We start from the raw sequence: 20,752 nt of genomic DNA, 5'->3' as shown, positions 1-20,752 counted from the left end.
GCCTTTCGTACTACGCCCGTCAGCCGCGACATGGTCCTCTCCCCCGGTATTTCACCTTCGCCGTCTCGCGACGATCACGGCCTAACCGTGCCCGTCACCCAAGGCAGACCGGAAGACGACGACGCACCGGAAGTGATCGGTTCTGATCAGTGAACCGGGCCGGATACTCTGATCGCAGCAATGCCGTGGTGGGAGGGACCCTGCGTGACCCGCGACCTGACGTGGAGCCCGCACGAAGTCAAGGTGCTGCGCGAAGTCCAGCACCTCAGCCAACGTTCCTTCGCCGAGCACCTCGGGTTCGCGCAGAGCACCGTCGCGAACTGGGAAAAGGCCACGCGTGAAGGCACCTTGCATCACGAGACCCGGGAAGTTCTCAATCGAGAGCTCGACAGGCTTTCCGACGAGCACCGGGAGCGGTTCGACCGCCGCTGCTCCGTGTCCCCCGGCAAGCTGGGCGCCGGATCGGCAACACGCACCAGGCACATCATCGCCTCGCTCGGTGATGTCGTATCCCCACTGCCGTACTACGCTCCCGCGAGCGCGGTTGAGGCGTTCGGTTCATTCCTGTCCTCAGCCACGCGGGTCTTCTTTCTCTCCGGTCCAGCTGGAACAGGGAAAACGCAGCTAACACACCATCTCGCCGACCGATGTGCGAACGATGCGGATCTCCAGATCTTCGCGGTGACTGAGTGGACCGACGAGCATGTTGACCTGGCGAGCGAAGTTCTCCGCTACGCGTCGATACCTCCTGGCCAGGATGCTCTCCTCACGCTCGAAAAGCAGTGCGCGGGGCTTTCGCGGCCGTGTGTCGTCGTCATCGATGGCGTAGCCAACGACCACGATTTCGCGTTCATCGGTCGCCAAGTCGAAGCGATCCTCCGGCAAGTCACGACCCCGCACCTGCGGTTCTTCATTGCGATGCGGAGCCCGTTGGCCGTTGAAACGACTGCGTACCCGCTGATGCACGCCAACATCTACACCTCAGCGAAAAGCCCGGCGGCTCGACGCAGTGTTGAACTTGCTCAGTGGACCCCGGCGGAAGCCCGTTCGCTGTGGGACCAGACTCGAACGGAGCAAACCCCGCCGTACGACCAGCTGCCCAGCGGAGTTCAGAATCTCGCCCGGACGCCCGTCTACCTGCGGCTCGCGTTGGCGGCCTCGCTACGGACACCGAGGGACGACCTCAACGGGTACGCGCTCCTTGATCAGTGCGTTCGCGCGATCATCGGCGACAGCGACGCCGTCGTATCGCTGCTGACCGACCACGCTTACCTCGAGTGCCGCGAAGAACTTCCAGACACGATGCCCGCGGCCACACCCGGGCTCACCCACGTGAGCGCTACGCACACCACCCTCCTGCCGGCCCACGTCACGAGGAACATCGCACGCCAACACGGCGACCGGCTCGAGTTCACCCACGACATCCTTCGCGAGTTTTTCGTCAGCACGGCCCTCGCCGATTACCTCCATGCACAAGGCCGGTGCCTCGCCAGCGTACGAACCCTCAACGACTTGACGGCACGTGCGGCTACCTCAGGTACCACCCGAAACATCACCGAGCTGGTATTCCAACGACTCGACAACATCGCTCCCGATTTGCTCAGGTACGTGGCCACGGCGCCGGCCGCCTCGGTCGAGTCGACGTTGCCGCTGTTGATGGCCGTGGCTGACAACAGCAGGTTTGCGACCCCGGAATTGCTGCGGCAAGTTGTGCGGCGAGCCGAGCACGAACCGTCGCTCGACCTGTGCCGTTCGCTTCTTCACGTTCGATCGGTACCCGCCGCGCTCGGACCCGGCCTTGCCACCTGGCTTGTCGCTCTACTGCGGCGCTTCGGCACGGCCCTGTGGCCCGACATCACCAGATTCGTGGAGCACACCTTCGGTATCGCTGAAGCTCGCGACTTGGTCGATGCCGCGGATCTGGCGGTTGGCGATGAGGCGATCTTCATCGCGCGGCACTTCTATCTCTTCTCGACCGCGACGGACCTCCTCCACCTCGATGCCTTCCTCGGTCATGCGAACTGGCGAGTCCGCGCCGCCCTCGCGGAGGGAATCAATGATGACCGTGCTCCGCTGGACGCCTCATCACTCAGGGTTCTCGAACGACTCGCTCACGACCCCGACTACAAAGTCCGCGCCGCCGCAGCCCGCGCTGGCGCACGCGTGGCGGGAAGCTCGGCACAGCGCCATGTCGTCGCTCTCCTGCACGACGACAATTGGCACGTTCGCGAGCTCGTGCTCCGCAGCCTCGATCAACGTGCCGCCAGCGACCAAGGCGACACGCTCGTGCAGACAGCCTTGAACACGACCGACGCGGATCCCAGCTGGCAACACTGCCCGCAACACGTGCTGCCCAGTTGGCACCGGCTTCGAATCTTGCTCGAGACCGATCCCGGTCCAGGCCAGGATGATGACCACCGTGCGCTTCTTCGTCTCCTCAGAGAGGTCCGCACCGGCTACCTGGAGCTGTCGACGACGCGTATCCGTGCCATCATGCACCGGGCACAACGCAGCGACCACTGGCTCGTCCGTCAAGAAGCAGACCAACTAGCCACGGAGATCGACCAACAACCTGCTCACTCGAGCGCGCTGCGAAATCGTGAGCGTTTCCGCAGGACACGAGACACGCGCGCAGTCCAGATCGCTCTCGACGTCCACGACGTGGATCACGCCATCGGAATCGCCGAGGCTGCAGTCAAGGCCGGGGCAGACTTCGTCGAAATCGGCGACCCTCTGATCAAAGAAGCTGGCGTCCGCGCAATCGAACAGGTCAAGACCGCAGTCCCAGACGCAATCATCGTCGCCGAGATGATGTCCGCGGACTGGGGGCGAGACCAAGTTCTGCTTGCCGCAGAGGCAGGCGCCGACATCGTCCTTCTCATCGGCCCGGCCACCACCGCCAGCGTGAGCGCAGCAGTGGACGCGGGCCAACGTCTCGGCGTCCCAATCCTGCTCGACGCTCCCGCCAACACGACCAGCCAATGGGTCATCGACATGGAACGTGCCGGCGTCGACGGATTCGCCATCACCACCAACATCGACGTCGGCATCGGCAGCGCAACCGCATTCGAAAAAGCCCAGACACTCCGCTCCTGGACCCGGTTGCCCGTCGCCGTCAGCGGGGGATTCAGCGTCGCAGACCACACGCAACTCACCAGCGCGGATTGGGACATCCTGATCGTCGGCCGAAGCGTCACCGATGCCGTCGACCCGATCACAGCTGCGGCCCACATCGTCGAACTCGCTCACCAGACCGGAAGGCAAGCATGAAAACCCGGCCCCTCAACCAGCACGACATCCCAGCCGTCATCGACCTGATGAAGCTCGGCACGCCCTTCGTCCGTCCCCGCACGGAATCCGACTACTGGCTCTACGCCAACCTCTTCTCCAGCACGTGCCCCGTCGCCGTCGACGGTGACGACCTCGTGGGCGCGGTCATCGCGTTTCGTAGCCAAGACCACCCCGAAGACATCTACATCCAAGATGTCGTCACCCATCCCGAGCACCGCCGTCGCGGCATCACCACCGCGCTGCTCAACGCCGTCCGCGACGAGGCCCTCCGCTTCAACTGCACCCGGCTTTACCTGACCTCCGAACCCGAGAACACACCCGCCCACCACACCTGGACCCGCCTCGGATTCACCAACGTCGCCGGTGACCAGACCGTCAACGGCGTCTCGGTAATCTCCGATTACAAAGGCGTTGGCAAGCACCGAGCTGTCTACGAACTTCAGCTCACGTAGGGCGGACGCCCACGCGTAGGCGCCGAAGTCCGTCCATTTCAGCTTCGGGGCCCGCCTGACTCTCCGAAGCGGCGGCGGTGATCGTGCCCTCTCCGCAGGAGTCCTTAGGTCGAGACCGGCGAGTGTTCCCCGCGTGCACGCGGGGAACACTCGCTGCGGAACCGCTGAGGCGACGCTGGGTGATCCGGTAGGCTACCGGCACCTGTCCAGGGCTGCGTACTACCGGACGAGGGACTTCCAGCCCACCACAGTCGCCGAGTTGTTTATAAAGGCGGTGCGGTGATGCCTGCTCAAGTCCCATTGTTGCTGGTCGACGGCCACAACCTGCTCTGGAGAGCAGCCTTCGGGTTTCCCGCGGAGATCCGCTCGCGGAACAAAACCCGTGACCTCACCGCCCCCTTCGGCTTCTTCGCCCTGCTACGGGTCGCGATCCGCGACGAGCTACCGGCGGTCCCCGAGGTGATCGTGGTCTTCGATGGTGAGCACGGCTCGGTCGAACGCCAGGACTCCGATACCGACTACAAGGCAAACAGGGAGCTCGACGACGGTGCGCGCAAGGCCCTGGAAGCGATCCCGGTAGTCCAGCGTGGACTCCACCTCTACGGCATCCCGTGGATCGAGATCGAGACCGCCGAAGCCGACGACGTCATCGCCACCCTCATCACACACACGCGTGACCGACCCGCATGGATCTTCTCCACCGACCGCGACTACTACCAGCTGCTCAATGAGCAGGTCCGAGTGCTCAACACGGCGATGCACCCCGGCAAGAGGCACATCGGCCCCGACGACGTGGCCGCCCGCTACGGCGTCGGTCCAGCGCAATGGCCATCCTTCTGCGCGCTGAAAGGCGATCCCGCCGACAACATTCCCGGCGTCCGCGGCATCGGCGCGGCCACCGCTGCCCGGCTTCTCGACGGAGGGCTCAGCCTTGATGACCTGCCGGCCTCCGGTCGGCTCACCGGTGCCGGTGCCAAGGGGAAGCTCGTCGAGCACCAGTGGCAGCACGTCTTGGCCTGGCGTGACCTCATCCGCATGCGCACCGACCTGCCTCTGCCCCTAGAACCGACCGGTGACGCCGGCGGTGAGTTGCTCAAGCCAGCCGAAGTGATCGAGAAGCTGGAGCTGTGGTGATCGACTCAAACCCCCGCAACCCGCCCGGCGTCGGTGCTCACGGTCATGGCCCACCCTGACGACGCCGAGCTGTGGGGCCGGCGGAACGCTCGCTCATCTCGCTCAGGCAGGCGCTGCCGTGACCATCGCGGTTCCCGAACACGCCGATGCCACGCGCAACGCGGAAGCTGCTGCAGCCGCACACGTGCTGGGGCCACGGGCCACCAGCCGTACCCGACCGTCAATGCGACCACGCTGCACGACTTGCTCGACGCGACCCGTCCCGAGATCGTCATCACGCATCCGCTAGAGGACGTACATCCCGATCACCGGCACCTGGCGGCCACGCTGACCGCGGCCCTGCCCGAGATCGTGCTCGCGACCGGCTTCCCACGCGGGGTCTACACCGGCGATTCCTCAAACGGGTTACCTGGCGATACCGCCTGCGGCGGAGCCCCCTCGTCACCGTTCGGATTCCGGCATCCCGTTGTCGTCGAGGTAGCCGCGCACCGCCTTCTCAATGGCGGAGCCAACCACGGCGGGATTCTCATCCATCCATGCCTTCACGGCGGCTTTAGCGCCTTCTTCGATGGCAGACTCGGTGGTGATCGGCTTGTCCGCGCACCAGGCGTACAGACCGCGATCGGTTCCGCGCCTGATGGCCTCGCTGACGTCCTGACTGTTCCTGTTCAGCCAACTCTCGAACGAGGCTGATGCAGTGTCGGTGTCGTCGCCCATTTACTCCCCTTCAGTTCGGTGCACGTCACAGGTGCGTGTCGGGGTCGTACTCCTCGATATCGCAGCGTCCGAGATTTCCCTGACGGAAGTGTTCCAGGGCGGTTTCCGAGACGATGAGACGACCTCGGGGTGTGAGGCCCAGGTCGTCGCGGCCTGCTGTTCCGGTGACAACGAGCCAGCGGAACTCGGGGAACTCGCTGAGTCCGTGTCGCTCGAGCCGTTCGTGTCGACACCAGCGCTTCGCACATGGCATCGCTGCCGATCGCCTGAGCATCGTCGTCACAGAGGTCTGCGAGTTCCGAGGCATCCTGGTCAGCCGCGATCTCGGCCATCGCGTTCGCTGCGGTCTCCAGAACGTCGACGTCGACATGAAACCCTGGCCCGTCCATCGCGCACGCCCCCCACTTCACTTCACGCTGCCGGTCATCCTGATCGTCTGCACGACCGGGCGCTCGGTACCCATTGGGGCCCGGGGGAGGGTGCCCATTTGATTCCATCGCCACCCGAATAGAGCACCCCCACAATCTGGCCCCGGCAACTGGTGCTCGGTCGAGGAGCCCGCCTGGCGAATAGGAGCCGGGCTTCAGCTTCGTCGCCCCTTCCACACGAGGCCACCGATCGGCTCCTGATCGCCGCGGTAGCCGCCCTGCACCACGGACACCGCGTTCCCGCCGAAATCTTCCTCTACGCCAGCACTTTCCAACTCACCCTTGCCACACCTGGGAACAGTCACGGAAAACCACGTGCTCCTCGAGCACACACCCGGCTCGACGGCGCCGAAGCCGAGACCCGCACCAGCTCGCCGCGCGGAAACGCGTACTCGGATCGATCGAGTGCACCGGATGGCACCACGGCGAGCGGCTGACCTGCGCCAACGCGCTGCATCCCCTCCCGCTCGATCCCGTCACCGCAGTCCCCCTGTCGCGTAGAGCGCGTGACCGGCGGACGCCATCCACCTGCTGATCGCACCCGCCAACGCACCGCCCCACCGCAAGTAGAGGACGCGCGGCACGCCCCCCGCGCCCGGTGGGGCGTGCGCACTCTGCCCCGGCAGCGGCTCGGCGTCCAGCCGCGAAAAGCGTGCGGCTGGACCCCGACCCGCTCCCGGGGCCCTGGCGAGTGCGCCCCACCGGCCACGGCGGGGCGCACCACAGCGGTGTGAGGAGGCGGGACCGACCACTTGCCCTTCACGCCGGCCAATTCCGAGTGAAGGAGCCGCGCGATGACGCCGGAAGAGGAGCAGCAGTACATCGCCCAGATCACCAGCCCGGAGCACACGCGCATCGCCGACGAAGACCATCGGCGGCGCGAGAAACGACGCCCTGAGCTGCTGCGGCAGGGGCTGATCCCCGAAGGACTCAAGACCTCCAGCGAGAAGAAGAAGTAGGGCACAAGCGGCGCGAGCGGATCACTCCGCTCGCGCCGCTTTTCGCCTCCTCCTACCACACCTTTATCCGAATTCCCGCAGGGCACAACCATGCCCAGAAACGGAGCCACGATGAGCACCACCGGCACTGACCAGATAACTCCTGAGACCGCGCCCGCCATCACGGAGCAGTCCACCGCCGAGCCGGACACCTACCCGTACGTCCTGCGCGGAGTCGATCCCCGCGAGGTGCGCGCCGACGGCAACAGCCGAGAAGTCGGTGACGTCCGCAAGCGTCGCCCCGAGCTGGTGGCCTCGGTCGCCGAGCACGGGGTGAACCCGATGGTCTCGATCATCAACGTCGCCCCGGCCCCCGAAGACGGAGTCCTCGACGTGCTGGTCGGGTTTCACCGCCACGCGGCCGCAGTTGAAGTCAAGGGCCTTGAGAACCCCGATCTGACCATCGACGTCCTGGTCCACGCGCCGGGCACTACCCGCCAGGACATCCTCGTAGCCCAGGGCATCGAGAACTTCCACCGTGAGGGCTTCAGCCCGACCGAGGAGGCGGGGCTCTACGAGCAACTGGCCCTGGCCGGGCTGGGAGACGACGCGATCGCCCAGAAGCTCACGCGCCCGGTCGAGCGAGTCCGCGCCGGCCGCGCGGTTGCCGCCACACCGCGCACCCGTGAGGCCGGGGACACGGTGCCCAACACCGACCTCCTGGTCCTAGCCCAGCTCTCGGAGTCCGCCGATGACGAAAAGGCGCACGACGAGCTAGTCGCCGTCCTCGAGCGCGCTCCCCACGACTTCGAATGGAAGCTGGGCCAGCTGCGGCGCCGTCGCGACCAGCACGCCAAGAAGGCCGAGGAGGAGCAGCGCCTTGTCGAGCAGGGTTACGCCCTCCTCGACAACGCCTATGACCTGCCCGAGGGCACCGCGCGGTTGGACAAGCTGTGCACCGGCGACGACGAGACTCCGCTGGATCCCGCCGAGCACCGCGCCTGCCCCGGACGCGCCGCGGTCGTCGACGTCGACCCCGGGCTCACGGTGAGGATTACCGAGCTGTGCACCGGCTTCGCCGCGCACGGTCACCGCACCATCGACTCAGTGCGAGTCGCGGCCGCGGAGGACCAGCTGCGGGCCGACGGCGTGCCGGTCGCCGACCCGGATGCCGAGGGCGCGGTCCAGCTGCGGGAGCTGTTCGCCGACGAGACGGCCGAACGTCCCCTAACCGTCGACGAGCACGCCGGCTGCCCCGGGCATGCTGCCTACGCCGAGATCCGCTGGTCCAGCGTGGACATCCACTACGTGTGCACCGACTACTCCGCGCACGGCCACATCCTGCGCACCTCCCCAACCGCGCAGCCCGAGCCCGACCCGGCATTCAAGTCCGCCGAGATCAAGCGCGCGGCGGCGAACAACAAGCTGTGGCGCGAAGCCAAGGCCGACCGCCGGGAATGGCTTGCCAAGTACTTCCACGGGTGGCGCAAGCGCAAGCCCGCGGACCTGCCCGCTCGCGTGCACCACTGGCTCGCGCTGGCGCCGGTGCTGGCCAACGACTACCTCGAGGAAGCCGCGCCGGCCAACCGCTACGCCTGCACTCTGCTCAAACTCGGCGAGCCCGAGGGCTACCGGCGCGATTCCAACCCGCTCGTCGTGCACCTGCGGAAGAAGTCCACGACCGAGTCCCAGGCCGTGCTCATCCGCCTCGCCCAGGTCATCGGCGCCTGCGAGCAGCACTGGGACCGCGCCTACACCGAATCCGCTGGCGACCAGGACGAGGACGACGAAGCCGACGGCGACGACGGCGACGGCGACCCGCAGATGGCGTGACTAGCGCCGCACGTGCCAGGGCGGCGCGGACGGGACCGACCAACCCATCCGCGCCGCCCCAGGTCGAGATCGTCACGAGCGACCTCGTCACGACCGAACCCTCGACCGCCGACCAGCGTTCGCTGGTCTGAACTCCCGCTGAAAGCCCAGGCCCTGTGGGCGGTACCGACCAACTCGCCCCCAGAACCGGAAATCCCGAGTGAAAGGAACCGACCGGCATGACATCCGTGGAGGTTGTCGTCGGCTACGACGCCGACGGGCGCCCGCACAACATCGTGCTCGTCGACGGTCATGAAACCGAGGTCACCGTGTACGAGATCGACCCGCGCGCGAAGCTCCTCCAACGAGGACGGGCAGGCAACTGGATCCTCCAGCAGGAGAGGCGCGCATCGCAGGCCTCACCCCAGGCCGCGTCTCTAATCCGCAGCTGGGCCTACCAGACGGTCCACGACGGCTACATCACGCCGGACATCGAGGACACAGCTTCGCCCATTCCAGACGCCGTGAATCAGGCCGGTGCCACGGTGCGCCGCTTCCACGGCCCGGACGGCACGACCGGCGTCAACACCAACACCGGCCCGGTCGAGAACAACCTCACCGACCGCGTCGTCGACGAGCACGGCGACGTGCACGGCGGCCTGACGTTCTAAACGAGCTGCTGGATTCCGTCTCTGCCCGGCGGCGCGCCGGGCCGGGGTCAAGCCGCGAAAAGCGTTCGGCTTTCCACCTTCCCCCGGCACCGGGGCCTGTCGAATGGCCCACCGAGACCGGGCAGCGCACCAATTCCGACTGAACAGGGAGACAGACGATGACCGCGGAAATCCCCCCGCCGCCCCATTACCGCGAGACCCGAATGCGCGGGTTGTGGGCTCTTTCCGGGTGCGCCGACTGCGGCGGCACTGGCGAATTCCTCGTGACCGATGACGAGGACCCCGACCTGCGCTACCCGCAGCCCTGCGACTGCCTGTGGTGCCCCGAGGCCGAGCTTGAAGCCCGATTGGAGGAAGAGGACGACCCTGCACGGCAGGCCGAGCTCAGGGACGAACTGGACCGCCGCGACGCCGAGCAGGCCTGGCAGCACATCGCTGAGGAGATCGGTCCTCGCCACGTCGGCGGCCGCTACTGGTCCGGCTACTCGCGCAGGGCCTACACGGTTGAGGACATCTCCATCTCCGACCCTGATGACGTCGTGGGTCCACGCTGGTCGATCACGGTGCGCTGGGACGACGGTCGTGTGGCCACGCACTACACGGCGTGGAACCCCGACCGCGATGAGGTGCTTTCCCCGCCACCTCAGCCTTCGGCACCAGCACCGCCTCGTCCGCATGGTGAGGACTGCCCACGCTGCCGATCCCGGTTCGCGGTGATCCGCGCAGCCCATCGGGCCGGCCTGCTCTAGCCAGCACCGGCGGCCACTGCGCTAGCCGCCCGCCAGCACGAGGTCCGACCCCGAGCGGCCGATGACCAGTGAGCGACTCACCGGACTGCTTTCGTCACCAGATCTCCGGTGGTTGTGCCCGGTCTCGGCGGGGCGTGCGCACTCTGCCCCGGCGAGACGTGCGCAACCACCTGCTGTGTGCGGAGGGGACCGACCCCCGCGCGCACCGGGTGCTGACCAGCACCACCGTGGCCAAGCGCAAGCAGCGCGCCTTCGACCTGCTGGCCGTGTGAAACGCCGTGGCCCACCCGGCGCGTGCCGGGTGGGCCACTAGCAGACCGGCGCATCGCCCCGTACGGGGCCCGCGGCCGAAGCCACGGCCGACCAAAGAATCCACCGATCTTTTCCGAGTGAAGAAGGACCGGCAGAGCCGGCTACCGCTTCACACCGCCAGGGTAGCGCAGCTCCCAGACGACGGACCTCCGTCTTCCGGTCTCACGACCGCCGGGCACCCAGCACAGCCAGGAAAAACGCCATGACGATCTTGCTCGCGGCACCGTCGGAATCGCCACGCATGTTCGGTCTGCACGACTACTGCCGCAGCTACGTGCTGCCCTCCGAGGTCGACACCAACATCCCGAGAACAGGAGGCGCGGGCGAGTTCGGCTCGTGGAACTACGCCTGCGGCGTGCTGGTCGAGGTCAGCCGCCGCCTCCGCGCGGCGCCGCTGTCGCTGCACTACCGCGAGCTGGAGACCCCGGGTCACCTGCCGATGGGCATCGAAGTCACCGCCGTTGTCGACGACACCCGGCGGCGGATCAGCGTGGTCTCGCGCCTCGAGACGGTCCCGTGCGGCCCGCGTGGTGACTACTGGGAGCTCTCCGTCGACGATGCCGTGCCTGACGACGGTCGCCACAGCCATGCGCAGTCGCTGCCGTGGCTGGTCCACCGCGCGCTGCTCTCGACGAGCTGATCGACAGCGTGCGCAGCGGGTTTGGTGCGACGGATTCCGGGTGGTCGGCCCTTACGCTCCCATCCAGGAAGGACGGCACTATGAGTAGTCCAGCCACGATGCGCCCCTGCCCGTCCAGACCGCCGCGGCTGATGCGAGCCGCGCTGGAGGCCGCCGAGGCCGGTCTGGCGGTGTTCCCGCTACGACCACTGAGCAAGAAGCCGGTGCCGAAGGACTGGGAATCCGTCGCCACCTGCGATCCCGAGCAGATTTGGGCCTGGTGGCAGGCGGTGCCCTACAACGTCGGCATCGCCTGCGGTCCGTCAGGCCTGCTCGTCGTTGATCTTGATGATCCCAAGGACCAGCGGGCGCCGGACCGGTGGTCCGGCGCCCACCACGGGCGCGACGTGCTCGCCCAACGGGCCGCCGAGGACGGCCAGCGGTACCCCGACGGCACCTACACGGTGAGGACTCCGTCCGGCGGTGAGCACCTGTACTTCCGGGCCCCTGCCGAGCCAGAGCTGCGGTCCCGGGTCGGTTGCTGGTGGCGGGTCGACACTCGCGGTGCCGGCGGGTACGTCGTCGCCGCCGGGTCGATCACTCGTCGCGGCCGCTACTGGGCGAGGAACCAGGCCGCGATCGCTCCCTTGCCGGAATGGCTGGTCACCGCTCTGACTCCCCCGCCTCCGCCGGATCCGGTCGGCCTGGAGCTTCCTGCCGGGCGGGCCGGCGCCTACGTCGCCGCCGCGCTCGAGGGCGAGACGCGGGCAGTCGCCAGCGCGCCCACCGGCCAGCGACACAACACCCTGCTCCGGGCTGCCGCGAGGCTCGGCTTCCTGATCGGGGGCGGCGCGCTCGACCAGCGCACCGCCGAAGCCGCGCTGTTCGACGCAGCCCGAGGCCACATCGGACAGGACGGATTCACCGAGCACGAGGTGACCCGGACGATCCAGGACGGCCTGGCCTGGGGCCGCGAGCGGCCGCGCTACATCGCTGCCGACCGCACCAGCTAGATCCAGCGACTTCGGCGATTCCGGCACCCAGGCAGTGCGCCGGGAGTAGTTCGGGGTAGCGGGCGGCCGGGTGCCGTGCCGGAGCTGTCGAGCTACGCGGATCAGATCAGGACGAGGCAGGCGGCACAAGGGCGCCTTCGGCGTCGGCTTCGCCGAGGCGCTCACGCGCCCCCTTGCACCACCCACCACGCCCTGATCCGGGAGTCGCAGATCGACAGCCCCTCGGGCACGGACCCGGTCACCAGCCGGGTTGGTGCAGGTGGCGAGCGGGTTGTCGGTGATTCCGAAATTCACCGACTTCGCAGGAGGTACATCATGGCTGGCGAGATCGAGATGACCGTTGTCGGCAACCTGACCGCGGACCCCGAGCTGCGGTTCACCCAGTCCGGCGCCGCCGTCGTCAACTTCACCGTGGCCAACAACCCGCGGTACTTCGACAGGCAGAGCGGCGAGTGGAAGGACGGTGACCCGACCTTCCTACGCTGCAACATCTGGCGGCAGATGGCCGAGAACGTATCCGAGTCCCTGACCAAGGGGATGCGGGTGCTCGTCCAGGGCCGCCTGCGGCAGCGCTCGTTCGAGACCAAGGAGGGCGAGAAGCGCACCGTCATGGAGCTCGAGGTCGACGCGATCGGCCCCGACCTGCGCCACGCGACCGCGGCGGTCAACAAGGCCACCCGCTCCCAGAGCAGCCAGGCCGCCGACAACGGCCCCTGGGACGCCGCCCCCGCCGGTGCCGCCGCCGGTGAGCCGCCCTTCTAATCCGCAGTAGCCCCCAACGGGGCACGGCACTTCGGTGCCGTGCCCCGTTTTTCATGACCAGACCTGCCGAAAGGCCTTGCTCATGCAGCACATCGCCCTGCACCTCATCCGCACGGCCCGCTACTGGCGAGAACTCCGCCTGCTGTGCTGGCTCGCCCTCGCCTACCCGCCCCGTCGCCTGCGGCGAACCGCCGCGATCGAGCCAGGCGACATCGACGCCAGCCAACGCCGAGGCCACCACCGCCACACCCACTAACCTTCGCCGCTTGCGACCGCTGGGGCTGCGCGCCCGTCCGCTGCTCCCACGCACCCCGTGGCACGAACGCCACGCTGCTGCAGGGTCGTCATCTGTCTAGACGGCGCCGGTTGTAGCCGGTGGCAGTGGTTTTCTGCCCGCCGTGAGTCTGCTGGAGCGTAGGCCGCTCCACGCAAAACGGCACCCCGGAGGGGACCCCGCCGTGTTGCGTTCCGGACCCACCCTCCAGCTCACGCGGCCGCAGGCAGAACGACCACCGTGCCACCCGCTCGTCCACGAGCTCTGCTGAAACACCCTGCGGTGGCGGTCGTCTGCCCATTTTTCTGTTGTCTGAGGAAAAGGACGCACACGATGTTGCCTGATGTCGTTGCTCAACGCCGCGACCCCTTCCACACCGTCATCCTCTACGGCGGCCACCTCATCGGGGTGCTCACCGAACACCCCGAACACAACCGCGTGGGCGTGCTCTTCTCCGGTCCCACCGGCCGTCGATTCCGGCTGCCGGACGCCGACACCACTTCTCGCGCCACCGCGTCGTTGATCGTCGCCGCGTTGAGCTACCACTACCAGCCCCACGAGATCGCCGTGCGCGACACCGGCAACGGATTCGTGCTCTGGTGTCCCACCTGCCGAGGCGCCGGTGTCCCGGCAGGCATGGGCTACACCGACGAACGCACCGCGCTCGAGCGCGCCGCGGTCGACCACGCCGCCGTTTCCGGTCACCCAGCCACGCTCGTGAACCACCCGCAGGCGCTGCCGCCGGATTTGGCACCGGACAACGCGGTGGCCACCGACGAGAGGAACATCCGATGAACGACGACCTCCGCACCCAGCTGCGGCGCGACCCCCTGGTCCTCGACTTCGCCGACCGAGTTCGCCGCTGCGGCCAGCCCCGCTCGTTCTTCGAAACCATCGACGGAAGCCCGTGCCCGATCTTCATCAACTCGATCCGGCAGGGCTACCCGCAGCGCGGCGGAACACTCCAGGCGCCTCCCACACTCGTCGCCGAAGTCGTCATCGAGCTCGCGTTCAACCCCACTCCCCCACCATCACGGCCCGCGCGGCTGCTCGCGTCGGTTCGATCACGGCTACTTCGCCGCTAACCACCACTCCACGGCCAGCCCGGATTCCCTCCGCACTCGGGGATCCGGGCTTTCCCGTGCGCGAAACGAATTCCATGCGATCAGGACAGGAAGTGAGGACCCATGACTTTCCCCGAGCACCCGTGCGCGCGAATTGAGGCGCTCGAGCGTGCGCTCGAGCAATCCCGCACAGAGCTCCAGACGTTCCGCACGCACGTACGCGACCGGATCATCCAGGCACACAAGGACGGCGACATCTGCCGTGACGGGATGAACGGCGGGCTCCGCGACCTCGGCCTGCCTGAATACATCGCCGGATGGAAAGGAACCGTCACCCTCAGCGTCGAGGTCTACGTCACCGGAACAGACAACGAAAACACCGCCCGGCAATGGGCCGAAGACGCTCTCACCGTGTCCTCACAGGACCACGACGTTCGCGTCGACGACATCGACCGCCAAACCCACGGATTCGACGAGGCCGACGAGGAAGACCTGTGAAGACCACACACGAACTACGCGCGCTCGCGCGTCAGGCGCTCACCCGAGCCCGCGCCGGGGAGACCGGCATGCGCGAGCACGCACGCAACCTGCTCGACGAAGCCCGGCGGCGCGAACTCACCGAACACTCCCAGACCGTAGGCCGCCGCAACGTCACAATCGCCACCTACCGGGCCTTCCTCCACCAACAGCTCCAGAACCGAACACCGGCTGGCAGTCCCTAATGGACCACGAGCACGAAAGGGACTGCCGGGGCGGGGATGTCGATCTGATCCGGGGGACTACTCAGCACTCCCGGATTCGTTCCGGCCATCCACGACACGGCCACCTCACCACCGGCTCCCGCTGCCCACTCACCGGCCGGGCACCGACTTGCCCTGCGCGAGGCCGTCGAGTCACACATCGGACGCGACGGATTCACCGCCACGGAGGCCAGCACCACCATCCGTGCCGGTCTCGCGTGGGGCATCCAACGCCCGCGCCACATCACCGACACCAACCCCCGGACGCGCGACTCCCGGTAGCGGGTTCACCCTCCTCCGGCCACGCGCCACCTCCGGGAAGTCCCGCCGCACTCCTCAGATCGACAGCCCCTGGCCCACCGCCCGCTGGTGGGTCAGGGGCTGTTTGCCGTCACCGCACACCACTTTTGGCAAGGAGACACCCTCGATGGACAACACCGCTGCCCTCTCGCTCGACACCATCGGCGAGCTCCTCACGGCCGTACCCCACATGCTGGGCTACTACCCGACCGAGTCGCTGGTGCTGGTCAGCCTCCACGACAACGCCAGCGGGCAGGCCCGGCTCGGGGCCACCATGCGCATCGGCCTGCCCACCCCGCAGGAGTACACCGACCTCGTCACCTACCTCCTCGCGGGCCCGCTGCACGCGGTGTGCCCGGACGCTCTGGCCCTGGTCCTGCTCTCGCACGACAACGCCTCCGGCGAGGGGCTTCCGCACCATCGGCTGGTCAGCACGTTGCAGCTCGCGCTCGCGGCTGCGGGCATGCCGGTGATCCAGGCCGTGTGGGCACCGGAAATCCGGCACGGCGCCGAGTGGGTCTCCTACTTCGACCCTGACCTTCGTGGCCGCCTCGGCGATCCCCGTGCCTCGCTGGTGGGAGCCGAGCTCACCGCCCGCGGCCAGATCGTGTTCGACAGCCGGGAGCAGATGTGCGCACTGATCGCCCCCGCAGACGGCGGCGCCACCGCCGCGCGGTGGGCCACCCAACTCGACGGGCTCGCCCTCGAGGCCCCCGGCCCGGGCGATGAGCTGGACCAGCACGTGCAGGACATCAACGAGGTCATCGACGGGATCGCCGACGGCCAGGACCCGGATGAGCACACCCTGGTGCGCATCCTGCACTGGCTCCAGACCACCCTGATCCGTGACGGCATGCTGCCCACCCTGCTCAGCAGCGACAAGGCCCACGCGGCCGAACGCCTCTGGCTCGCACTCGTGCGCAACGCCCCCGCGCCCGAACTCGCCGAGCCCGCCGCGCTGTTGGCGCTATCGACCTACCTGCGAGGCGAAGGAGCACTCGCCCGCATCGCCGTAACCCGCGCGAAGGAAGCCAACCCCGACCACATCCTCGCCGGCCTCCTCGAGCGCGCACTCGACCACGGCATCCCGCCCGGCGACCTCGCGTCCCTGCTCGCCGACACCGTCGACACCACCACCGAGCACTAACCCCGTACGCGCCCGCCACCCCCAGGCCCGGTTCCCGACGGTCACACCACGACCGCCCGGAACCGGGCCCCCTTTTTTCTCTGCCCACCCGCCGTCCTCACCGCGGCGACGGTGCCGCACGGCACGGGCACCAACCCGAAGGGAAAACCATGATTCGCGACATCCTCGACGCGGTCGACCGGGAATGGTCACCGGTGGCCGACATGATCCAGTGGAGCGAAGACGAAATCCACCGCGCACAGCAACACCATCCCGACATCGCAGACCTGCTACACCACAGCTTCTCGCTGCTGCGCCCGACCCACGACCGGATGTCAACGGAATTCGTCTACCGCGGCCACGCCCGCGAACTCATCCGCCGCCTCGCCCACGGCGAGGACACCCGGCCGGCCACCGCCGCCGAAATCGTGCTCGCCCTCGGCCAGGCCTCCCACACCGCACCCCTCAACGACACCGGAGTCGGACTGCTGTTTCGGATGTGGCACGAAGCCTTCCCCGAACACGACGACATCGATCCACACCACGAACACCGCGAGAACCTTCACGGCCGGCGCATCGACGACGCCGAAGCCGAGACACGCGCGAAACTCGCCGTCCCCGACCGCCAACTCGGCACCATCGACTGCGCCGGATGGCACCACGGCGAACGCGTCACCTGCCACTACGCCCCGGCCACCCACCCGCACTCCGGCCGACGTTCGTGACCACTCCAACCAGGGCGCCCTCGCACTACGCCCCGCGGACAACTGCCAACACCTCATCGGTCACCCCGAAATCCCGGACAGCGACGCGGACGCCCGGCCGCTGGCCCTCTCCGGCGTAGCCGTGCTAGGCGACTCCGGAGGCGTCTGCGCGACCTCGGTCACGAGTTGAGATCGGCCCTCTACCCGCGTCTGATCCCACCGCAGGCGTCACCCTTGCCGATGCCGAGTCCATGCTGCACCAGTTCCGAGAGACCGGTGCGCCGGACGACATACCGTTGCGGGTTGTCCTGAAGGGAAAGAGGCGCGTCGCCGCTCACTCTGCGCTGTTCTGGACGAATCGCGTCGAGTAGCGACTGAATGCTGATACGACGAGGCCCCCGCGCCTGGTATCCAGTGCGGGGGCCTCGTTGTCTGCTCATTCAGGGCGGTCGAACTGGCCACCCTTGGCGGCGTCAATGAACGCCGTCCACTGTGCGCGGGTTGCGGTGAAGAACCCTTGGTCTCGGTTCTTGGTGTCACGGACGGCGGCGCCGTCACCGACGCGCCCAACCTCAACGCAGTTTTTCTCTGCGCTGTAGCTCGATTTCCGCCATACACCGGGGCGGGGTACGGTTGTCATGGGAATTTACTCCATTTCCTTAACAAGATCAGCGATGAGCTCGGCGGATGCGGCCGGGCTCATCGCTTTTTCGTGCAGCGCGTCTACTGCGGCTTCGCACCGGGTCACCGTGCGACGGTCAGTGATCGCCGCCGTCGACCCGAACGGTTCGATATAGACCACGGGGCGTGTGTCTTCGAACGTCATGAGCGTCCACGATCCACGGATCACTTCCGCCGGTGGCTGCGCCATCGGTACGACGCGAATCGTGATGTTGGGTCGTTGGCCGCGGTCGAGGAGCCGATGCAGTTGGTCGCGCATGACCTCGGGCGCGCACATCGAGTTGCGAAGCGCGAAATCGCCGATGAACGCGTCAAGGGTGGTTGGTGGCTCGTCGGTGAGAACATGCTGCCGTCCGAGGCGCGTCATCGCCGACTGCTCGGCCTCGGCTCCGCTGGACCCGAATGCAGCCACGGTCTCCCGTGCGTAGTCGAAGGTCTGCAGCAGGCCAGGGACCAACAGCGGCTCGACCGCGATGATGCGCTTCGCGGTGCGCTCATACTCGGTCAACGCGGCGAGCTGGCGGTCGACGCCGGGCGCGAGCCAGTCCGGATCGCTGGCGGCCTTCCCGAGTTCGAGCAGTTGCTCGCGCTCGTCTCCGTTTACCCTGAGCACAAAGAGCAGGCTCGCAAGGTCGGCCTCGGTCGGCACCTGCTTGCCATTTTCGACGCGGCTCACGTAGCTATGAGCCTTGCCAATACCCTCGCCGACCTGCGTTGTTGTCATGTCGGCTGCGCGACGGTGCCGCCGGAGCTCGGCGCCAAGCGCCCGCGCTCGTGGGCTGTCCGCTGTGTTGGCCATGCACAAAATCCTATCCCGCGATCACCGGCAAACGACATGTCACCCGGTGGGAGTATTGATCCAAATTGTGCTCGCACAACATGCTAGAACGCACACAGAGTCCATGTCGCACATCATGGCTCTTTGCTACGCACAAGCATCGATAGGAGGGGGCCTATGTGGAGCCCTCACCCGTTTCACTGGGTACCGGCCGGCGGCCAGCGGCACGCGAGCACAGACGCGCATCCCAACGGCGGCCACCTCTACCCCGACGGAACCGCGGTCACCACGCTGTGCGGCGACTCCACGCTGCAGGCCGACAACGGCGATCACGCCTGGCTGTGGTCGGAGTGCGAAACTTGCCGAGCCCACACCTACGACCTCGCGGGCACCCCACCGCCGCCCGCGCTACTGGCGGTGGCCTCATGAACCAGACCGCGAGCCTCATGCGCGCCGCGATCATGTCCATCGGCGCAGCCGTCGACAACGTCGAAGCAGGTAAGGCATCCCCGGACGACCGGGAGGAACTTGCGCGGGTCTGCGACCGCCTCGCCTGCGCACTGCGGGCCGACGAGCTCCCGGTCGCCATCGACGGCGACGTGATCTCGGTGGTGATCGACCGATGAGCACTGTTGCCTTATGGAGCGCCGCGACCCTCGCGCTGATCACGGTGTGCGGCTTGCTCGTCGCCTTCTACTACCGCGACAGCGGCAAGCACAGCGGCGCGAGCGAGGGCGCACTGCTGGTCAAGCAACTCATGGACGAAATGGCAGCCGAGCAGCGCGAGCCACGCCGCACCACCTGGTCTGGTGACCTCGCCGACGACGTCGCCCAGCTGGAGCACACCGTGCAGTTCCAGCGCCCCGTGCTCGACGACAACGATCACCCGCTGATCGGCGCGGGCACGTACTCGACCGAACCCCGAGTGCTGCAGCAGGTCTTGGCGGCGCTGCGAACTCTCTGAACCTTGCCTCTCCGGTGCCTCACCCCGAGGTGATCGCCGCCGCGGCACCGGAGCGGCCACGCGAGCCGCGCTCCCCCAACCGCGCCGCGTGGCCATCCCGCCCTACGTGGCGGGTTTCGCGGCCCGGGCCGAGGGGGCACGAGCACGGATCCCCTCGGCCCGGGCCACGTCGACACCGCCCCGGGCATCGCCTCGGCGTCCACCGTTGGAGATCACCATGCACCTGCTCACGCTCCCGTTCACCACCGACAAGCTCCGCGAGCTCGACGGCGACGAGGCGATCACCGAGGCCGGGCGCCTGGCCGACGAGGCAATTTTCGCGGTCGTCGGGCAGCTCGCCGACTGCATCCTCGGCCGACCGGCCTTCGGCGACAACGACCGTGTCGCGTGGCTGCGGGCACAGGCCGAACTCTCCGAAGGCGAGCAGCATCAAGCCCTTCGCGAATGGCACCTGGTCAAGATTCGGATCTGCTGCGCTGCGGACTTAGACGCGACCGGCGATGTGCTCAACGCCTACCGATACGGCGCAGCTTGGGACCAGATCGCCGAGGCCGCTGGCCTCACCGTTCAACAGGTCAAGGACTGCTGGGGTGCCTACTGGCTTCGCTGGCACCGCCAACTCGCGTAGCCCTGAACGCCACCTGCGCAGCTCGCGTAGGCCGATCATGTCACCGTCGTGCTCTACCCTCGATCGACATGAGGTTTCGTCCTGTCGTCGTGTTCGCCCGGCTCTGCGGTGCGGCCGGTCTGGGCGTGTTCCTGGGCGCCGCCCTCGCGGGCCTGATCAACATCGTCACCGGCACCGCGTTCGCCCGTGGTGACGCCTGGGTGACCGGCGTGCCCGTGCTCGCGGTGCTGGGCGCCCTGGTCGGGCTCGCCGTCGCCTGGATCACGCGCCGGTGGTTCGCCCCGCAGGCCCCGCGCCGGCGGTTGCTGTTCACCGGCGCCGGGCTGGCGGCCCTGCCCCTGGCCGTCGCGGTCGCCCAGGGCGAGCCCAACACCGTCATCGCGTTCACGCTCATCGCCGCCGCGGTCGTGCTGACCGTGACGCTGTGGGCGCGCGGGTATCGCCGGGAAACCGCCCAGGTGCGGGCGATGATGTACGGCTACGGCCGCCCCGCCGGCCGGTGACGCCCGACGGCGGGCCGGAGACGCGGCCGCTGTTCGAGGAGCCGGTCGAGCCGGGCCCGCTCCCCGAGCAGGTAGTGCCCCCCCCCCCCCCC

Annotated in this window: 26 protein-coding genes; 23 read left to right on the top strand and 3 right to left on the bottom strand. The window is 67.8% G+C overall.

Going from position 1 to position 20,752, the window contains the following annotated elements:
* The first annotated feature begins 204 nt into the window (after positions 1 to 204).
* From KBO27_RS34660 to KBO27_RS21995, 3 genes are all read left to right on the top strand, one after another.
* The gene (locus tag KBO27_RS34660) at positions 205 to 3,270 is read left to right on the top strand and encodes an orotidine 5'-phosphate decarboxylase / HUMPS family protein (RefSeq protein WP_210971785.1); all 3,066 of its coding nucleotides are present in this window, start codon (positions 205 to 207) and stop codon (positions 3,268 to 3,270) included.
* On the top strand, positions 3,267 to 3,743 hold the full coding sequence (locus tag KBO27_RS22000) for a GNAT family N-acetyltransferase (RefSeq protein WP_210971784.1): 477 nt from the start codon (positions 3,267 to 3,269) through the stop codon (positions 3,741 to 3,743). Before KBO27_RS34660 ends, KBO27_RS22000 begins: the two co-directional genes overlap by 4 nt.
* 303 nt (positions 3,744 to 4,046) lie before the next feature.
* Positions 4,047 to 4,877, top strand: coding sequence for a 5'-3' exonuclease (locus tag KBO27_RS21995; protein ID WP_246537785.1), 831 nt, complete (start codon positions 4,047 to 4,049; stop codon positions 4,875 to 4,877).
* A 441-nt stretch (positions 4,878 to 5,318) separates the two neighbouring features.
* Here the strand turns inward: KBO27_RS21995 and KBO27_RS21990 are convergent, their stop codons facing one another.
* Complete coding sequence (locus KBO27_RS21990; protein WP_210971782.1) at positions 5,319 to 5,594, bottom strand: hypothetical protein; 276 nt, start codon at positions 5,592 to 5,594, stop codon at positions 5,319 to 5,321.
* Positions 5,595 to 6,816: 1,222 nt separating this feature from the next.
* Here KBO27_RS21990 and KBO27_RS21985 point away from each other — a divergent pair.
* The 15 genes from KBO27_RS21985 (at position 6,817) to KBO27_RS21915 (ending at position 17,127) form a co-directional block, all read left to right on the top strand.
* Positions 6,817 to 6,981, top strand: a complete 165-nt coding sequence (locus tag KBO27_RS21985) for a hypothetical protein (RefSeq protein ID WP_210971781.1) — start codon at positions 6,817 to 6,819, stop codon at positions 6,979 to 6,981.
* A gap of 111 nt (positions 6,982 to 7,092) precedes the next feature.
* Entirely contained in the window at positions 7,093 to 8,793 is a 1,701-nt protein-coding gene (locus KBO27_RS21980; protein ID WP_210971780.1) for a ParB/RepB/Spo0J family partition protein, read from the top strand.
* A 218-nt stretch (positions 8,794 to 9,011) separates the two neighbouring features.
* Positions 9,012 to 9,443: a hypothetical protein gene (locus tag KBO27_RS21975; RefSeq protein ID WP_210971779.1), complete on the top strand. Its 432-nt coding sequence runs from the start codon at positions 9,012 to 9,014 to the stop codon at positions 9,441 to 9,443.
* 158 nt (positions 9,444 to 9,601) lie between these two features.
* A complete protein-coding gene (locus tag KBO27_RS21970; RefSeq protein WP_210971778.1) occupies positions 9,602 to 10,192 on the top strand; it encodes a hypothetical protein in 591 nt (196 codons plus the stop codon).
* Between the two features lie 134 nt (positions 10,193 to 10,326).
* The gene (locus tag KBO27_RS21965) at positions 10,327 to 10,464 is read left to right on the top strand and encodes a hypothetical protein (RefSeq protein ID WP_210971777.1); all 138 of its coding nucleotides are present in this window, start codon (positions 10,327 to 10,329) and stop codon (positions 10,462 to 10,464) included.
* A 242-nt stretch (positions 10,465 to 10,706) separates the two neighbouring features.
* On the top strand, positions 10,707 to 11,144 hold the full coding sequence (locus KBO27_RS21960; RefSeq protein WP_210971776.1) for a hypothetical protein: 438 nt from the start codon (positions 10,707 to 10,709) through the stop codon (positions 11,142 to 11,144).
* A gap of 80 nt (positions 11,145 to 11,224) precedes the next feature.
* Complete coding sequence (locus tag KBO27_RS21955; protein WP_246537784.1) at positions 11,225 to 12,136, top strand: bifunctional DNA primase/polymerase; 912 nt, start codon at positions 11,225 to 11,227, stop codon at positions 12,134 to 12,136.
* Positions 12,137 to 12,451: 315 nt separating this feature from the next.
* Positions 12,452 to 12,898, top strand: coding sequence for a single-stranded DNA-binding protein (locus tag KBO27_RS21950; RefSeq protein WP_210971775.1), 447 nt, complete (start codon positions 12,452 to 12,454; stop codon positions 12,896 to 12,898).
* A gap of 82 nt (positions 12,899 to 12,980) precedes the next feature.
* Positions 12,981 to 13,154, top strand: a complete 174-nt coding sequence (locus tag KBO27_RS21945) for a hypothetical protein (RefSeq protein WP_210971774.1) — start codon at positions 12,981 to 12,983, stop codon at positions 13,152 to 13,154.
* 351 nt (positions 13,155 to 13,505) lie between these two features.
* A complete protein-coding gene (locus KBO27_RS21940) occupies positions 13,506 to 13,967 on the top strand; it encodes a hypothetical protein (protein WP_210971773.1) in 462 nt (153 codons plus the stop codon).
* The gene (locus KBO27_RS21935) at positions 13,964 to 14,257 is read left to right on the top strand and encodes a hypothetical protein (RefSeq protein ID WP_210971772.1); all 294 of its coding nucleotides are present in this window, start codon (positions 13,964 to 13,966) and stop codon (positions 14,255 to 14,257) included. Before KBO27_RS21940 ends, KBO27_RS21935 begins: the two co-directional genes overlap by 4 nt.
* A gap of 102 nt (positions 14,258 to 14,359) precedes the next feature.
* The gene (locus tag KBO27_RS21930; RefSeq protein WP_210971771.1) at positions 14,360 to 14,734 is read left to right on the top strand and encodes a hypothetical protein; all 375 of its coding nucleotides are present in this window, start codon (positions 14,360 to 14,362) and stop codon (positions 14,732 to 14,734) included.
* On the top strand, positions 14,731 to 14,958 hold the full coding sequence (locus tag KBO27_RS21925) for a hypothetical protein (protein WP_210971770.1): 228 nt from the start codon (positions 14,731 to 14,733) through the stop codon (positions 14,956 to 14,958). The genes KBO27_RS21930 and KBO27_RS21925 overlap by 4 nt, the downstream gene beginning before the upstream one ends.
* A 445-nt stretch (positions 14,959 to 15,403) precedes the next feature.
* Entirely contained in the window at positions 15,404 to 16,423 is a 1,020-nt protein-coding gene (locus KBO27_RS21920) for a DUF4192 domain-containing protein (RefSeq protein ID WP_210971769.1), read from the top strand.
* 149 nt (positions 16,424 to 16,572) lie between these two features.
* Positions 16,573 to 17,127, top strand: a complete 555-nt coding sequence (locus KBO27_RS21915; RefSeq protein WP_210971768.1) for a hypothetical protein — start codon at positions 16,573 to 16,575, stop codon at positions 17,125 to 17,127.
* A 415-nt stretch (positions 17,128 to 17,542) separates the two neighbouring features.
* On the opposite strand, the gene KBO27_RS21910 is transcribed toward KBO27_RS21915, so the two are convergent.
* Positions 17,543 to 17,746, bottom strand: a complete 204-nt coding sequence (locus tag KBO27_RS21910) for a DUF397 domain-containing protein (protein WP_210971767.1) — start codon at positions 17,744 to 17,746, stop codon at positions 17,543 to 17,545.
* A gap of 6 nt (positions 17,747 to 17,752) precedes the next feature.
* Positions 17,753 to 18,586, bottom strand: a complete 834-nt coding sequence (locus KBO27_RS21905; RefSeq protein WP_210971766.1) for a helix-turn-helix domain-containing protein — start codon at positions 18,584 to 18,586, stop codon at positions 17,753 to 17,755.
* A 156-nt stretch (positions 18,587 to 18,742) separates the two neighbouring features.
* On the opposite strand from KBO27_RS21905, the gene KBO27_RS21900 reads away from it, so the two are divergent.
* The 5 genes from KBO27_RS21900 (at position 18,743) to KBO27_RS21880 (ending at position 20,660) form a co-directional block, all read left to right on the top strand.
* Positions 18,743 to 18,994, top strand: coding sequence for an HC3 family zinc finger protein (locus tag KBO27_RS21900; protein ID WP_210971765.1), 252 nt, complete (start codon positions 18,743 to 18,745; stop codon positions 18,992 to 18,994).
* Positions 18,991 to 19,191 (top strand): hypothetical protein, encoded by a 201-nt coding sequence (locus KBO27_RS21895; RefSeq protein ID WP_210971764.1) that lies wholly within the window; start codon positions 18,991 to 18,993, stop codon positions 19,189 to 19,191. Before KBO27_RS21900 ends, KBO27_RS21895 begins: the two co-directional genes overlap by 4 nt.
* Positions 19,188 to 19,529 (top strand): hypothetical protein, encoded by a 342-nt coding sequence (locus KBO27_RS21890; protein WP_210971763.1) that lies wholly within the window; start codon positions 19,188 to 19,190, stop codon positions 19,527 to 19,529. Before KBO27_RS21895 ends, KBO27_RS21890 begins: the two co-directional genes overlap by 4 nt.
* A gap of 217 nt (positions 19,530 to 19,746) precedes the next feature.
* Complete coding sequence (locus tag KBO27_RS21885; RefSeq protein ID WP_210971762.1) at positions 19,747 to 20,157, top strand: hypothetical protein; 411 nt, start codon at positions 19,747 to 19,749, stop codon at positions 20,155 to 20,157.
* A 68-nt stretch (positions 20,158 to 20,225) separates the two neighbouring features.
* The gene (locus tag KBO27_RS21880; protein WP_210971761.1) at positions 20,226 to 20,660 is read left to right on the top strand and encodes a hypothetical protein; all 435 of its coding nucleotides are present in this window, start codon (positions 20,226 to 20,228) and stop codon (positions 20,658 to 20,660) included.
* The last annotated feature ends 92 nt before the right edge of the window (positions 20,661 to 20,752 follow it).

Origin of the sequence: Saccharopolyspora endophytica, assembly GCF_018070075.1 — a bacterium.
Lineage (GTDB): Bacteria > Actinomycetota > Actinomycetes > Mycobacteriales > Pseudonocardiaceae > Saccharopolyspora > Saccharopolyspora endophytica.
Note: the sequence above shows the minus strand (reverse complement) of the source record. Positions and strands in the feature narration are given on the sequence as shown.

Bases quoted from the DNA above. Each gene is read 5' to 3' on its own strand.
- KBO27_RS21920 (WP_210971769.1), top strand. From the start codon at position 15,404: ATGGACAACACCGCTGCCCTCTCGCTCGACACCATCGGCGAGCTCCTC.
- KBO27_RS21905 (WP_210971766.1), bottom strand. From the start codon at position 18,586: ATGGCCAACACAGCGGACAGCCCACGAGCGCGGGCGCTTGGCGCCGAG.
- KBO27_RS21900 (WP_210971765.1), top strand. From the start codon at position 18,743: ATGTGGAGCCCTCACCCGTTTCACTGGGTACCGGCCGGCGGCCAGCGG.
- KBO27_RS21940 (WP_210971773.1), top strand. From the start codon at position 13,506: ATGTTGCCTGATGTCGTTGCTCAACGCCGCGACCCCTTCCACACCGTC.
- KBO27_RS21880 (WP_210971761.1), top strand. From the start codon at position 20,226: ATGAGGTTTCGTCCTGTCGTCGTGTTCGCCCGGCTCTGCGGTGCGGCC.
- KBO27_RS21970 (WP_210971778.1), top strand. From the start codon at position 9,602: ATGACCGCGGAAATCCCCCCGCCGCCCCATTACCGCGAGACCCGAATG.
- KBO27_RS21985 (WP_210971781.1), top strand. From the start codon at position 6,817: ATGACGCCGGAAGAGGAGCAGCAGTACATCGCCCAGATCACCAGCCCG.
- KBO27_RS21960 (WP_210971776.1), top strand. From the start codon at position 10,707: ATGACGATCTTGCTCGCGGCACCGTCGGAATCGCCACGCATGTTCGGT.
- KBO27_RS21890 (WP_210971763.1), top strand. From the start codon at position 19,188: ATGAGCACTGTTGCCTTATGGAGCGCCGCGACCCTCGCGCTGATCACG.
- KBO27_RS21915 (WP_210971768.1), top strand. From the start codon at position 16,573: ATGATTCGCGACATCCTCGACGCGGTCGACCGGGAATGGTCACCGGTG.
- KBO27_RS21895 (WP_210971764.1), top strand. From the start codon at position 18,991: ATGAACCAGACCGCGAGCCTCATGCGCGCCGCGATCATGTCCATCGGC.
- KBO27_RS21910 (WP_210971767.1), bottom strand. From the start codon at position 17,746: ATGACAACCGTACCCCGCCCCGGTGTATGGCGGAAATCGAGCTACAGC.
- KBO27_RS21950 (WP_210971775.1), top strand. From the start codon at position 12,452: ATGGCTGGCGAGATCGAGATGACCGTTGTCGGCAACCTGACCGCGGAC.
- KBO27_RS21980 (WP_210971780.1), top strand. From the start codon at position 7,093: ATGAGCACCACCGGCACTGACCAGATAACTCCTGAGACCGCGCCCGCC.
- KBO27_RS21990 (WP_210971782.1), bottom strand. From the start codon at position 5,594: ATGGGCGACGACACCGACACTGCATCAGCCTCGTTCGAGAGTTGGCTG.
- KBO27_RS21955 (WP_246537784.1), top strand. From the start codon at position 11,225: ATGAGTAGTCCAGCCACGATGCGCCCCTGCCCGTCCAGACCGCCGCGG.
- KBO27_RS21930 (WP_210971771.1), top strand. From the start codon at position 14,360: ATGACTTTCCCCGAGCACCCGTGCGCGCGAATTGAGGCGCTCGAGCGT.
- KBO27_RS21885 (WP_210971762.1), top strand. From the start codon at position 19,747: ATGCACCTGCTCACGCTCCCGTTCACCACCGACAAGCTCCGCGAGCTC.
- KBO27_RS21975 (WP_210971779.1), top strand. From the start codon at position 9,012: ATGACATCCGTGGAGGTTGTCGTCGGCTACGACGCCGACGGGCGCCCG.
- KBO27_RS21935 (WP_210971772.1), top strand. From the start codon at position 13,964: ATGAACGACGACCTCCGCACCCAGCTGCGGCGCGACCCCCTGGTCCTC.
- KBO27_RS22000 (WP_210971784.1), top strand. From the start codon at position 3,267: ATGAAAACCCGGCCCCTCAACCAGCACGACATCCCAGCCGTCATCGAC.
- KBO27_RS21945 (WP_210971774.1), top strand. From the start codon at position 12,981: ATGCAGCACATCGCCCTGCACCTCATCCGCACGGCCCGCTACTGGCGA.